Origin of the sequence: Yersinia mollaretii ATCC 43969, from assembly GCF_013282725.1 — a bacterium.
GTDB lineage: Bacteria > Pseudomonadota > Gammaproteobacteria > Enterobacterales > Enterobacteriaceae > Yersinia > Yersinia mollaretii.
In genome coordinates this window covers 563601-577547 of record NZ_CP054043.1, presented here as the reverse complement: position 1 = coordinate 577547, position 13947 = coordinate 563601, and the positions used below count along the sequence as shown (strand labels likewise).

Below are 13947 nucleotides of genomic sequence, written 5' to 3'. Positions count from 1 at the left end.
AAATGATGGTAATGGCGAAAATAATTTTTCCAATGGAATAAGGCATTGTAACAATGACAATACGGTATGCTAGCCCAGCTCCGCTGACCGTGAGATTTAATCAGGTTATGTACATCGTTCATTGCGTGTTTCAACCGATCTATAATCTGGAAGGCAGGTTATTGGCTGTAGAGCTATTATCCCGCTTTCACCGACAAGACAATCCTCAGCAATTATTGGAACCCGATTATTTTTTCCGTCATGCGCATGCTGCACCTAAACGCCGGGTTACGGCATACCAATTTTCCCTGTTGCAATGTTGCCTGCCATGGTTGGCAGAGCACCATATTGTTGCCAGTCTGAATATTGATCGAATGCAGGCGCAGGATATTTTATCTAATCCACCAATCTATCGGTTGTTACAGTCTTTGGCACCCTGGGTTCGGCTAGAAATAAATGAATGTTTCCTGCTGGGGCGCATGAAGGTAAATGATGATCCTTTATTGGTGGCTTTGTCGCTGTGTTCACCGTTATGGCTGGATGATTTTGGTAGTGGGGCGGCAAATTTTTCTACGCTCTTTTCCGGCCTGTTTGAGGTCGTCAAACTTGATCATGAAATTTTCAGCCTATTCATGGCGGCAGAAAGTGGCCGTATATTAATGCCTGCGTTGTTGGCATTAATGCAGGAGCACAGTTTTGGTTTGATAATCGAAGGAGTTGAAACTAGAGAGATACAACAGCAGGTTCAAGATTGGTCGGTGTTGGGCTTGCAGGGTTTTCTTTGGCCGACATCACCTCTGGATGAGTTAGATGGTTTACGCTAATTTGAGCATGATTTTTGTTCTGATTCTTTACCCGTTACAGGTATTTCCTACATCCAAAATTCGATATGACTACATACGAATGTTTTTCATAATGCTAGCTTATAAAAAGTGTTGTAAAAGAAAAAATAAAGCCTGATTAGATCAAGGCCATTCTCATAATTACTAATAGTTTCATATTTTCTCCAGGAAATTTTTTGCAATTTACGCCCGTAAGTCACAGGCGTATGTATGCATGATAACTCTGCTTTTAAGAGAGTTATGTAAACGTGAGTGCAGGTATGTATCTGCACATGCGCGAAAAATATCTATGGAGATGAACATGAAGAAAATACTGCTTAATTCCTTCGCTATGGCGTTCCTGGCTACTACTACTCAAATAAATGCAGCCACACCAATATATGGCGGCACTATTAATTTTACAGGGAACGCCGTTAATGCCGCTTGTGCGGTAAGTGCCAAATCCTCTAACCAAACTATCGATATGGGACAGGTGCGCCTTGCTGAGCTTGATGGTGGAGCAAATAAACTGTCTTCAGCTAAAACCGCATTCACCATCATATTGGACCAATGTGACACCAATGTTGCTTCACAAGTGGGGGTGCTGTTTACCGGGTCAGTCGCTAATGCCAATCAGGAGATACTTGCTGCCGGTATGGGGGCGACGAGTACTGCTGCAACGGGAATAGGTATTCACATCACTGATCCAAATGGCGATGCTGTGAAATTCGATGGGAGTGCGAACAGTAATTTCACTTTGATTGGTGTAACTAATGTTCTGACTTATTTTGCTCAATTTATTAGTACTGCAGCCACGGTAACCGACGGCAATACGAATGCGACTATGACGTTTAGTGTGACCTATACCTAACGAAGAGATCAATGACAGGTAATAAGTATCCTTAACAAGATATCTTATTACTTGTAATGATTTAAATCAGATATATAAAGAAGGTAACTGGAATGTATAAACATTATATTCTGGCAGGGGTTTTTGTCGTTTTATCCCTGCCGGGCGCATTTGCTTCTGGTCATAATAATACCGTAGTGACTTTGCCTGGAGGCGAACTCAACTTTATTGGCGATGTTATTGATGCCGCTTGTCTGGTTGATATTGATAGCCGAAAACAAGAAATTCGCTTAGATCAAGTCAACAATGCTCAATTTACAGCTTCAGGTAGCAGTGTGAGTGCTGCTCCTTTTAGTATTCAGTTAAATAATTGCTCGGTAACGACCAGTCAATCGGTGGGTATTAGTTTTATCGGTGTCGCCGATGAACGTGATCCTACTATTTTAGCGACAATTACTGAACGAAATATGGCGAATGGCGTCGGTATTGCCTTATTTGATGCTGATAATAATCTGTTGCCCATCAATGCCCCGCCGAAAGATTTTAGTTTATTAAGCCGTGGTACTAATACATTACATTTCTTTGCTAAATACCGTTCAACCCTGCCTGTGGTGACGAGTGGCTCAAGCAATGCCGCCGCAAACTTTATGGTTACCTATCAATAGACAGCCTCTATAGCGACGGTAACCACCAAGTTTACGTATTTATTTTAAGGAGTCTTTTTTGGTTACTCAATTATTAAAAAAATGTGCCATCCTGTCTTTGCTTTCTTCACTATTTTTGCCGTTAGTAGCTTATGCGGGGGGGGTAGGATTGGGGGCAACACGTGTAATTTATCCTTCTGAAAATAAACAGGTTTCTTTATCTGTTAGAAACAGTGATGAAAAGGGTTTTTTCCTTATCCAATCTTGGGTTGAAGATAATCAGGGTAAAAAAGTAAATGATTTTGTTATCACACCACCGCTGTTTATGATTAAACCCATGAGTGAGAATTCATTACGTATTACCTATACTGGTAAGGCTCTACCCACTGATAAAGAGAGTGCCTATAGGATCGTGGTTAAAGCTATACCATCCAAAGATAAAAAAGCCGACAACGTCAATGAAAACAGTTTGCAAATTGCTGTTGCCAGTCGTATTAAACTATTTTATCGCCCTTCAAATTTGACAATGAATGTTGATGATGCTCAACAAAAACTGTTGGTTGAGCAAAGGGGAAAAGAGCTGGTAGTGAACAACCCAACACCTTATTTCATCACCTTAAGTAAAGTTTCTGTCGGCGGTAAATTATTGCCTAATGTTATGGTTGAGCCGGGGAGTGAAATGAAAATGCCAATTCCTGCCGGTGCTGTAGGAAATATTGCCTATTCTACTATTAATGACTTTGGCGGATTAACTGTTGGTCGTAAATAATACTTAATACTATTAACGTGGTGGCTATAAATAAAAAATTCTTTGCTGATCCGTTTGCGTTTTAGGTGAGGGATTAATAATTATTCCGTGAAATAATGGAAGGGAATATGTTGAATTATACTCCGGCACCAATTTATTTATTGTTTGGTGATCTTTTGAAAAAAACACGAAAGTGTTTTCGTCCAACGCCAATAGCTTTGTTATTAGTCACCGCATTGCATACGACTGAGGCTAATGCAGGTGTCTATTTCGATCCGGCATTTTTGGCTGATGACCCCAGTAAAGTGGCGGATCTATCTCACTTCGAGCGGGGTGATACATCACTACCAGGTATTTATCGGGTAGATATTTTTGTTAATGATAAGTCAATTGGTACTGATGATATTGATTTTCAACCACGCAATGCCGCTACCACCAAAACAACAAATAGCGCATCACTCTCGGCCTGCATTCCTGTTGAGAAAATTAGCCAATTAAATATTAATCTGGCTGCAGTTCCGGCATTAGCCAATCTAGATGCTGGGCGCTGCGTACAACTGGAGAACTATATCCCAGATGCCATCAGCAATTTGAATCTAGAAAAACTACGGCTGGATATTAGTATTCCTCAGGCGATGCTAAATAAGAGTGCTCGTGGTGAAGTGCCGATTGAAAGTTGGGATAATGGTATAACCGCCGCATTGATTAATTATAATTTTGTAGGCTCTAACTCCAGAGGTGATTTCAATCAGGATAACTATTTCCTGAATCTGGACAGTGGCATTAATCTGGATGCTTGGCGCTTACGCAATTTCTCTACTTGGAATAAAAGTGGTAAAAATGCTAAGGGTAATTGGCAGAATATTAACAGCTATGCCCAACGCAATATTGTGTCACTGAAAAGTAATCTGACGATAGGTCAGGCTAATAGCAGCAGCGATGTGTTTGATAGTGTTGGTTATCAGGGGGGCCAATTAAATTCAGACGACAGCATGTTGGCGGATAGCCAGCGTGGTTTTGCGCCAATAGTACGTGGGATTGCACGCAGTAACGCTCAGGTTACCATTCGGCAAAATGGCTATGTCATTTATGAAACGTTTGTCCCCTCAGGTGCTTTTGTTATTGATGATTTATTCCCAACCGGCTCCAGTGGTAATTTGCAAGTCAGCGTGACGGAAGCGGATGGCAGTATTAACAGTTATACCGTGCCTTATGCAACAGTGCCTAAATTGCAGCGAGAAGGGCGAATGAAATACAGCCTGACTGGCGGTAAAATACGTAGCAATCGTGATCAGGAAACGCCACCTTTTGCTCAAGGGAGTTTGCTATGGGGATTACCGCATAATACCACGGTTTATACCGGCACCCAGTGGTCAAATAATTACACTGCCTTCTTGCTGGGGGTGGGTAAAAATATGGGAGATTGGGGGGCTGTTTCCCTCGATGCCACTACAGCTAATAGCACCTTGGTTGACGACAGCAAACATAGCGGGCAATCAGTACGTTTACTGTATGGGAAATCCCTTAGCTCACTAGGAACTAACCTTCAGTTAGCTGGTTATCGCTATTCTACTCAGGGTTTTTATACGCTAGCGGATACCACCAACAGAATGATGGTCGGTAACCATGATGTTGCTATGCAAGATGGTGTGGTATCGGTTAAACCGAGCTTAGCCGGGTATTACAATCTTTACTATACCCCGCGTGGCAATCTACAACTCACCGTCAACCAGCGAGTGGAAGCGGCAGGTACGAACGGCACGGCATTTCTAAGTGCTAACCAAAAGAGTTACTGGAATACCAACAAAACTAATGAGCTTTTTCAGGTGGGTTATAACACCAATATCAATAATATTAATTACTCCCTAGCTTACAACTACAATAAAAACCCGTGGTTGAGCAATGCTGATCAGGCTTTCTCGCTGGGTGTGTCCTTCCCGCTTAATCGGTGGCTCTCCTCTGGTGGTACCCCGCGTCGCAATACCAATAACATGTATGCCAACTACAGAAACACCATGGATAACCATGGCAAAATGCAACAAAGTGCCGGTGTCAGTGGCTCGTTGCTGGATAAGAACAACCTGAGCTATAGCTTGCAGCAAAGCTATGCAAACCGGGGGGGAGATACCAGTAGCAATGCTTCGATGAACTACCGAGGGACTTACGGTACAGCCAATGCCGGATATAACTACAGTGGCGGCGATACGCGGATTAACTACGGATTGCGTGGCGGTGTAGTTGTTCATTCTGAAGGTGTCACGCTTAGCCAGCCACTCAGTGATGCCAATGTCCTGATAAAAGCCCAAGGTGCCAAAGGGGTTTCTGTTGCCAATGGTACTGGTGTGAAAACTGACCTCTGGGGATATGCTGTACTGCCTTCTGCTTCTGCTTACCGTAACAATCGGGTGGCCTTAGATACGAATACTCTGGCGAATAATATTGAGCTGGATAATGCAGCACTGAATGTCGTTCCGACCCGTGGGGCACTAGTGAAAGCTGATTTTAATGCACGAATTGGTGTGCGTAGCTTGATGAGTCTGACTTATCAGGGCAAAGCGGTGCCTTTTGGTGCTTTAGTCACTCAACCGGGTGTTGATAACCCAAGCATTGTTTCTGACGACGGCGTGGTTTATCTGTCTGGTTTACCATTAAGCGGACAATTGCAGGTGCGTTGGGCCGATGGGCCTCAAGGGCAGTGTAGTGCGCAATATCAACTACCAGAAAACAGCGAACATAATGAAATCAGTTACGCAACGGCGGAGTGTGTGTAATGAAAAAAAATGCTTTTTATCTCTCTGCCGGCCTGTTATTTAGCCCTGTATCATTAGCCTATGATGTGATGATCGATATCAGCGGCAGCATTGCGGATAACAGCTGTGATGTGGTGGTGGAGAATATTTCTGTGCCTATCGGCGATGTCGCTTTAAAGACCTTTACCTACCCGGGGCAAGTCACTGGGACAACAGCGTTTACCATTGAATTGACTAATTGCCGAGCAGCGGCAAAAGGCGTAAAGGTTTCTTTCACTGGAAATGCGGATCCAGTCAATACGGATTTATTACAATTAGATAACCCAACGGCTGCTGGCTCGGCGACAGGCATGGCAGTGGGGTTTCTAGCAGAGGATCGCATAACTGCGATTCCTCTGAATACCTCGGTTCCGGCAAGCACGGCTTATAATTTGGATCCTTCATCTCCAGATAACACGATATTGAATTTTTATGCTCAATATCAATCCACCGGTGCGCCATTAAAGGCGGGGATTGCTAATGCAACGGCGACTTTCTATTTGGAGTATCAGTAATGAATTTATTTCGTAGTATATTCATTGGCCTTTTCTTGTCTGCGGCTCCAGTGTTATTTATAAAGTCGTATGCGGAAGTTAATAACTCCAGTTTTTCTGTTGTACCAACAGATTATATAAGCAATTTTGCTTCCGGCGCTGTACCTAGTATAGGAGAGGCTCTCAGTGATTGGCAGGCGACTCCTCAGGATCATGTTGGTGGTCAAAACTCTCTGTGGAACACTATTAGTTACGAGAGCCAACTGCCTTCTACTGGGAGTTTTTATTATGAAGGTAGTAATACATATACAATTTATGAAACAGGTATTCCTGGAATAGGAATAGTATTGCGGATAAGCAATGACAAAACAGATAAGTTTCGCTTTTCTGTAGCTATTCAAGATACTACCGCCAACATATTATATCATAACACTGCTATTGATGGTGCTTATGACAGTTTTGTTAATGTAACTTATTGGGCTAAACTAGTAACAACGGGAGTAACTCCTTCTCCACAGAAATATACAATTTCGCCGCAAAGAGCAGGTACACTAAGTTTTACCAATGGTTTTGGTTATAATCCCACGACAGTTACTCTTAATGATATTAATATGACGGTAGGGAATAAAGGATGTCGGGCCGATTCCGTGGCATCGACAATTATGGCTCCGGCTTCTTTGAATCGCTTTATCGGTGTTGGGACAGTGGTGCCTACAACAGATATTGTTACGATAAATTTATCTTGTGACGCAGATACTGCGGTCTATGGTGTTATGAGTGATGGATCGAATCGGGGTAATATCAGTAATGTGTTAACCGTTCAAAGTCCGGTAGATTTAGGGGTGGGTATCCAATTTTTATATTCAACATCAACAGGTTTTTCATCGGCAGCCCCTATTACTTTTGGACCGGATGCGAGTTGGATCGGTGCTGATGGGAACTTTCCAATAAAAAGTTCAATAGACCCAAATGATGTAACTCTGACCTTAATACCGCAATATTACCAGACCAATCCTAGCGTTGAAGTTGGTAAATTTACCGCTATAGCGACGTTGACGTTGGCTTACGAATAAAAAATAGATATTTTATAATACGTTAGCCTTACTTTATGTTGACGTGTTTATGCTCAACCCCATATCGGTACAAAAATTGATATGGGGTAATTATCTCTCCCTACTACGTTATTCGCCAATTTAACGCAGTATCTATCTATTACATATTTGTCTTTTCCATTTATGTATTTTTCCTACAGTACAATAGAGATTGGACTACATTCTATTTTTTTCATCAATGATATAGTAATGCATTCTTCTATTAATTAACGTGTTTGTTTTATATTTAATAAATGTTGCTAACTAACTTTTAGCCTGGGAAGTATGGTTTATTAAATATAAAAATGGGCTATTTTAATTAAAGGCAATGTATGATTTTATTTCTTAATGAAATTACCACGGATTTATACCCACATGTTGGTGAAAAAGCCAGAAGTTTGGCAATTTTATATCAACAGTATCGTTATTATATTCCCGCCAGTTTTGTTATTGATTATGGTGTAGATATCACCTCTGTATTGGTACAGAAACGCATACTGGCCGCATTTGACTTATTTCAGGTTGATGCTGTTGCTGTTCGAGCCAGTTCGGTCGCCGAGGATGAGAAAACACATTCTTTGTCAGGCAAATGTCTAACGGTGTTGAACACTTCAAGAGATCAATTATTAACGGTAGTCCAATCAGTTATGGCCTCAGGTCCGGCAGGATACTCGGTCAATGTAATCGTTCAACCCATGCTGCATGGGGCATTTTCCGGTATTTGTCATAGTTGGGGAACGCAGGGAGATAATGGAAAATTATTGATAGAAATGATTTCTGGTATGTCGCATAACGTCGCGGGAAATCAGTTAGTGCCTATTTCTCTCAACCTGAATCGGTGTGATGAGGCTTTTAGCGAACAAATACAAAAAATTAAAAATAAATTAAGTATAAGTGCTATAGCTAACAATGAGTTGATCACAACAATATTAAAAGAGTTGCGTAGGACTGTACTTGAATTAGAGCGCGTATTTGGCGGTCCGGTTAATATAGAGTGGTGTTGGAGTTACGATAAGCTTTATATTTTAAAATGTCAGCCAGTGGTTTTTGAAAAAAAAGTTGAAGAAGTTGCTATTAGTAATAGTAGTAAAACTAAAAGTAATAAATTAAGTTTGATGGCGAGTGGGAAATTAGTAAAACCTCCCAAGGGTAACTTTCACTATAATGAGTCAACTCAAGGGCCTTTATGGATGATGGAGCATAGTTTTAACATAAAATCATCAAAAAAGAATGTTTCTGACTATCCCTGTTTTTTTACCAGTGCAGATAAATATCTTAAAAAAAACAATAATACATATCAATATTTTACGCGTAGTAGTCACTCAGATGAACTGTCAATCAACAAAATTGAAAAAATGATGGGTTATGCTGACCATTGTTATAGTCAACAGCGTGAGTATTTTGATTATTTGGTTGATTGTGATTTTGATAATATGAAACCAAAAGTATTACTGAATCATTTTGAACAGGCTCTGAGTTTCTATGCTAATCATATTGCACTCTATTCGGCAACTGAGCCTCAAGTCTTACATTTTGTCTATAGCCCATTATTAGATGAAATTTCTCATGACGAATTGCTATCATTACTTAAGCCAGATGAGGACAATCTTATTGTTCAGGAGAAAAATGACTGGCAACAGCTATTATCTGAACCATTTTCCCCTGATAGTGTTTTAGCTCATATCAAAAAATATCCTTTTATCGCTTTTAGCTATTATTCTGCTGAGCAACAAATGTTGGCTTTTGAAGCGATTTATTACCAACAGAAAAGTATCAGTAGTGATGCTTCTACGGTGAATAATGCGAATGAAGTCGTGTGCCATAAAACGCGGATTTTGTCTAAATATCCAGAGTTTAAAAGTAAAGTAAATCTGATTAATAGAATTTCAATAAATAGAGAAAGAATGAAAAATGGTTGGATAGGCATTGGCTATTTTCTAAATCCATTATTTCATTCTCTGGCCAAGAGATACAATGAAACAGTTGATGATATCCTTAAAACCTATCGAGTTAATGATATTAAGCGGTTAATTATGTATGGAGATAAATTAGACTCCTACGTTAAAATGCAACGTACCGATAATATGATTTGGCTCAGCAGTAATGGTCTTCTCACTATTTGTCAGGGGATTTCCGCAAAAAAAATAACCTACCGACTTGAAAAAGTTACACAAAATGTTTCTGACTTATCGGGCATCATTGCGAGCAAAGGAAGCGCGAAGGGGAAAGCAGTTATTGTCCATAGTGATGATATTAAAAACTATCAAAAAGTGAATGATAAATTCAAGGATGGAGATATATTAGTCTCTGATGTGACACAACCAAATATGTATGATCTTATTAAACGTAGTTCGGCAGTGATTACTAATGAAGGTGGTTTGCTTTCTCATGCGGCAGTTATTTGCCGTGAGATTAACATTCCCTGTCTGGTGCAGGTCTCTGGTGCCACAACGTTAATCAACGACGGGCAGATAGTTGAACTGATAGATGGCGAACTAAAAATAGTCTCAGGTTGGTAAATATTCAACATTTTCCATTAATAGTGCTTTCTTCTATCGTTCTATAAATAAATTGAATTTTATTAATATGGTTAATATGATTAAAAAGAGACGCCAATTATATTCTTGGCAACAAGGACTTTTGAATGGGAAATTTCAGATTATCCATGCTATGTCATCCACCACTGGCGTCGGGGGGGCAATAAATATATCCCCTTTCCAAGGTGCGAAATTTGAAGATGTTATATCTACATGGGATGTTATGTCTTGCTCTTTACTTTCTTATTCTAAAGGAAGAGGGCGTGGAGCTCTTCCAACACATCTTGTTCTTGATGTACCTTATCAAAATATTCTCGGGACACATTTATCTGATGTTTGGTTTCCTAATCATGCAGGTAAACTTATGGGATTACCGACTGGACAATTAATCAATCCTTATTCTTTAGTTGATTGTATTAACAGTGGAAAAGGAGTGTTAGATAATTCATTAGGTAAACCATTCAATACATTAGAATACTTTAAGTGCTTTATCTTAATGATGAAACCTAATGATTACAACGAGATACTTATTATTTGCAAGCCTAATTTATTAGTTGTTAATGACGTCCCGAAAACAGGTCGAGTTAAATTAAAAGATATTGTCTATAATGTTTATGCTGACTCTTTAAAGAATAGTAGAGGTGATATTGAAGGTGATGTTAAAGTTGATATTGAAACTGTTAAAAGAATTGCAGAAATAAATCAGTTGAAAAGTGTAAGTTTTATATTTAATTATGAAAAGATGTCACCATATTACTTCACGTATATAAAAATTTATGATGAAATTCGGCGTTTGTTTGGTGAGCCCATATACTCTTCGTTTAATCAGACAATAGCTGAAAATAATAATTTTGCGAGTAAGCTAAGAACAGCGCCTAATTTATCCTATGCATATCATCCATTAGGCGGTGAAAGAGATTTAGCCGTTTTCCCGGTTAATTGAAAAACAATTATTTGGGGTGTCCCCACCACAGTAGACATTTTCTTTCCTCATGAGGAAGTTTTCGACGGCCTTCGGGTTGACGCCATCCAGATGACTACATTTATTTTTGAGATAATGGAAACTCTATGTACCGTTTTAAACGAGCATTAACTTATCATTTCGATAACTTTATGGCTAAAGGGATTTTTGCCTTTTTAACCGCCATTTTGATTTTAACATTTACTATTTCTGCTATTTCTGCGCTGTTTCTACTTAATGCTGACCCCAATATTGAGAAACAGGGTTTTATAAATATTTTAAGCACTAATATGCAAGAGGCTTTGCGTATAAGCCTGAGAGGCGGAACAATTTACTCTGTTATCGGCGGAGTTATCATTGGTGTCGGCGGGCTACTTATGGCTGCGATGTTGGGTAGTGTACTAAATTACACCCTTTTCCAAAAGATTCACGATTTACGCCGTGGGCGCTCAATGATTTACGCAAAAAATCATGTCGTAATATTAGGTTGGTCTATGCAGGTCCATTATATAATTGGGGAACTTATCATTGCTAACCAACATAATGGTGGTGTAAAAATTGTTATTATGGGGGAAGAAGACAAGCTTCTGATGGAAGAAACCATCCGTGAAAAATTAAAGTTACTCTTCGGGTTTAAAAATTATTTTGGTACAAAAATTGTGTGTCGTAGCGGTAATACCTCTACACGAGAAGACATTGACATTCTTAGCCTTGATACCGCCCGGGCTATCATCGTGCTTGGCTCAGACAATAATCAACATGACATTAACGTGATTAAAACATTATTGGCTATTACTAATGCCGTTAATCCGCCTTCTGCCACTTGCACGATAACTGCCGCTGTTAAAAGTGAAGATTACTACCAAGCAGCGGTTATAGCTTCGAATGATCGGGCAACCTTAGTCGTCAGCGATCCCTTAATGGCAAGAATCAGTGCTCAAAGTTGCAATCAACCTGGGCTGGCAACAATATACGGTGAGCTGCTTTCATTTAAAGGTGATGAAATCTACTTTAGTAATTCTGTCCATCTCACAGGGAGAAAATTCAGCGATGTTTTATTGCAATATCCGGACTCTATCGTCATCGGTATTAGGACGAAAAATGGCGTCAATAAATTATTGCCTGATATGAACCATATTTTTGAGTCCGGTGAATCTGTAATACTGATTGCTGAAGATGATACTCTTATTGGCGAAATTACCACTAAAAGTCATAAAATTGATAACTTAATCAAACATAAGGCTATATTGGGACATCCAAGAACTACAATGGCTCCCCCAAGAGCAAATACCTTGATATTAGGTTGGAACTCTCGCGCAGAAATTCTTATTCGCGAAATGGATGCTTATATTGGCCCCGGCTCACACACCACTGTCATTTGTCAGCCCATAAATATTGGAGATGAAAATAAAATAATTGAAGTTATAAATAATTTGGATGTGGTTAATCAGCACATAAACTTTATATCTAAAGATATTATGACCTATAATAGTATTAGGGAAGTTAATGTTGAGAAGTACTCGTGTGTACTGGTATTAACATCTGATGATGTAGATACAAAAAATGCAGATTCAAAAACATTAATGACATTGATGTATTTACGCGGTATTGCAAAGAAAACCAATAAACACTTCGCAATAATTAGTGAGATGCAGGAGCCAAACAACCGAGAATTGGCACAGTCGGCTTATCCTGATGACTTCATTATTAGTTCAAAGATAGTCAGTTTGATTCTTACTCAATATGCTGAAAATATTAACTTAAAGTCTATTTATGACGATATATTCGATTCGGATGGTGCTGAAATATATCTTAAAGATGTCACTAGGTATTTGCACTGCAATCAACAGGTAAATTTTTACACAGCAATCGCAGCGGCGGCGAATCAAGGTCATATTGCTATCGGTTATAGAATCATGAAATATAAGCATGACAAAACGCGGAATTACGGAGTTGTGATAAACCCGGTAAAAGATAAAGAGATCATCTTCCACAAAGAAGATCAGCTTATTGTTTTCTCCGAAAGTTAGTTTAAATATTACTATATTACTCCTTACTTGCATGTCTAGGCTCTCTAACTAATATCGCAGGGTAGTTAGAAGCCTTACTTGATTTTATATTCTGGCAGTGACTGCCCCCCATCCTAAAAAACAGAAATAATATGTCTCAATGAGAAGGTGGAAATAAAATATTTTTACATTTAAATTTTAAAGGGAGGGCGGAATTATCCTACACACATTAAAACCATAACTTACAGACTATATTGAGATAATTATTTATCCTATAAACACTAATATGACAAAATCAATGATGGATTAAGTCACGGCCAGAATATATAGGAATATCACGATGCAAACAGAAGATATTATATCTACCAGAAAAGATATGATTAAAAAAGCCCGTGAACTTGTGCCATCCCTACGTTTCAATGCTCAGAAGGTTGAAGAGTCAAGACAAGTTTCAGAAGAAACAATGCAATTATTTCATCATGCCGGTTTTTTTAAACTTTTACAGCCAGCACGTTACGGTGGGCTTGAATCAAGTCTTTCTATATTCATTGAGGTAATAGCTGAATTGAGTCGAGGGTGTATATCTTCCGCATGGTGTTGTTCGCTGTGTTCCGTACATCAATGGCTGGTCGGTATTTTCCCAATTCAAGCTCAGCAAGATGTTTGGGGGGCTAATCCTGAAGCTATTGTATGTGGTTCTTATGCCCCGACAATGGTTGCAACCAGTGTAGATGGAGGTTACGTCATCCAAGGTAACTGGAAATTTGCCTCAAATGTTGATAATGCTCAATGGGCTTTGCTTGGCGTACATTTTAATACAAATGGTAAAAATACTCAGGAATCAAGTGGATTTGTGCTCGTGCCCAAAAAGGAACAGGTTCAAAAACGATAGCCATTGGCAAACCTATATTTGTTCCATTCCATCGATGCCTTACATTTAAAGAGGCATCTTCCGGTTCACCTCCGGGAAGTGTCAGTAATCATCATAGTATCTACAGAATTCCGTTTTTATCTGTAGTTCCTT

General features: G+C 39.4%; 11 protein-coding genes. All 11 read left to right on the top strand.

The genetic code is table 11. The features are described 5' to 3' along the window. Window positions 1-53 precede the first annotated feature (53 nt). The 11 genes from HRD69_RS02525 (at window position 54) to HRD69_RS20490 (ending at window position 13815) form a co-directional block, all read left to right on the top strand. Complete coding sequence (locus tag HRD69_RS02525) at window positions 54-803, top strand: EAL domain-containing protein (RefSeq protein WP_032813435.1); 750 nt, start codon at window positions 54-56, stop codon at window positions 801-803. Window positions 804-1122: 319 nt separating this feature from the next. Continuing rightward, entirely contained in the window at window positions 1123-1671 is a 549-nt protein-coding gene (locus HRD69_RS02520; protein ID WP_050413179.1) for a fimbrial protein, read from the top strand. 92 nt (window positions 1672-1763) lie between these two features. Beyond that, window positions 1764-2315 carry a fimbrial protein gene (locus HRD69_RS02515; protein ID WP_004874154.1) on the top strand — a complete coding sequence of 184 codons (552 nt, stop codon included), beginning with the start codon at window positions 1764-1766 and terminating at the stop codon, window positions 2313-2315. A 58-nt stretch (window positions 2316-2373) separates the two neighbouring features. Then, on the top strand, window positions 2374-3063 hold the full coding sequence (locus tag HRD69_RS02510) for a fimbria/pilus periplasmic chaperone (RefSeq protein WP_004874155.1): 690 nt from the start codon (window positions 2374-2376) through the stop codon (window positions 3061-3063). A gap of 155 nt (window positions 3064-3218) precedes the next feature. Further along, complete coding sequence (locus HRD69_RS02505; protein ID WP_244262984.1) at window positions 3219-5813, top strand: fimbrial biogenesis usher protein; 2595 nt, start codon at window positions 3219-3221, stop codon at window positions 5811-5813. Next, window positions 5813-6346: a fimbrial protein gene (locus HRD69_RS02500; RefSeq protein WP_032813437.1), complete on the top strand. Its 534-nt coding sequence runs from the start codon at window positions 5813-5815 to the stop codon at window positions 6344-6346. The genes HRD69_RS02505 and HRD69_RS02500 overlap by 1 nt, the downstream gene beginning before the upstream one ends. Beyond that, complete coding sequence (locus HRD69_RS02495; protein ID WP_004874157.1) at window positions 6346-7398, top strand: fimbrial protein; 1053 nt, start codon at window positions 6346-6348, stop codon at window positions 7396-7398. The genes HRD69_RS02500 and HRD69_RS02495 overlap by 1 nt, the downstream gene beginning before the upstream one ends. Window positions 7399-7748: 350 nt before the next feature. Then, window positions 7749-9935 carry a PEP-utilizing enzyme gene (locus HRD69_RS02490; protein ID WP_004874158.1) on the top strand — a complete coding sequence of 729 codons (2187 nt, stop codon included), beginning with the start codon at window positions 7749-7751 and terminating at the stop codon, window positions 9933-9935. Window positions 9936-10002: 67 nt separating this feature from the next. Next, a complete protein-coding gene (locus HRD69_RS02485; protein ID WP_004874159.1) occupies window positions 10003-10896 on the top strand; it encodes a hypothetical protein in 894 nt (297 codons plus the stop codon). Window positions 10897-11021: 125 nt separating this feature from the next. Next, a complete protein-coding gene (locus tag HRD69_RS02480; protein WP_004874160.1) occupies window positions 11022-12944 on the top strand; it encodes a CASTOR/POLLUX-related putative ion channel in 1923 nt (640 codons plus the stop codon). 319 nt (window positions 12945-13263) lie between these two features. Beyond that, entirely contained in the window at window positions 13264-13815 is a 552-nt protein-coding gene (locus HRD69_RS20490) for an acyl-CoA dehydrogenase family protein (RefSeq protein ID WP_004874161.1), read from the top strand. Window positions 13816-13947 lie beyond the last annotated feature (132 nt).

Excerpts from the sequence above, each read along its gene's own strand:
- HRD69_RS02495 (WP_004874157.1), top strand. The coding sequence starts at position 6,346 with ATGAATTTATTTCGTAGTATATTCATTGGCCTTTTCTTGTCTGCGGCT.
- HRD69_RS02485 (WP_004874159.1), top strand. The coding sequence starts at position 10,003 with ATGGTTAATATGATTAAAAAGAGACGCCAATTATATTCTTGGCAACAA.
- HRD69_RS02520 (WP_050413179.1), top strand. The coding sequence starts at position 1,123 with ATGAAGAAAATACTGCTTAATTCCTTCGCTATGGCGTTCCTGGCTACT.
- HRD69_RS02490 (WP_004874158.1), top strand. The coding sequence starts at position 7,749 with ATGATTTTATTTCTTAATGAAATTACCACGGATTTATACCCACATGTT.
- HRD69_RS02525 (WP_032813435.1), top strand. The coding sequence starts at position 54 with ATGACAATACGGTATGCTAGCCCAGCTCCGCTGACCGTGAGATTTAAT.
- HRD69_RS02480 (WP_004874160.1), top strand. The coding sequence starts at position 11,022 with ATGTACCGTTTTAAACGAGCATTAACTTATCATTTCGATAACTTTATG.
- HRD69_RS02515 (WP_004874154.1), top strand. The coding sequence starts at position 1,764 with ATGTATAAACATTATATTCTGGCAGGGGTTTTTGTCGTTTTATCCCTG.
- HRD69_RS20490 (WP_004874161.1), top strand. The coding sequence starts at position 13,264 with ATGCAAACAGAAGATATTATATCTACCAGAAAAGATATGATTAAAAAA.
- HRD69_RS02500 (WP_032813437.1), top strand. The coding sequence starts at position 5,813 with ATGAAAAAAAATGCTTTTTATCTCTCTGCCGGCCTGTTATTTAGCCCT.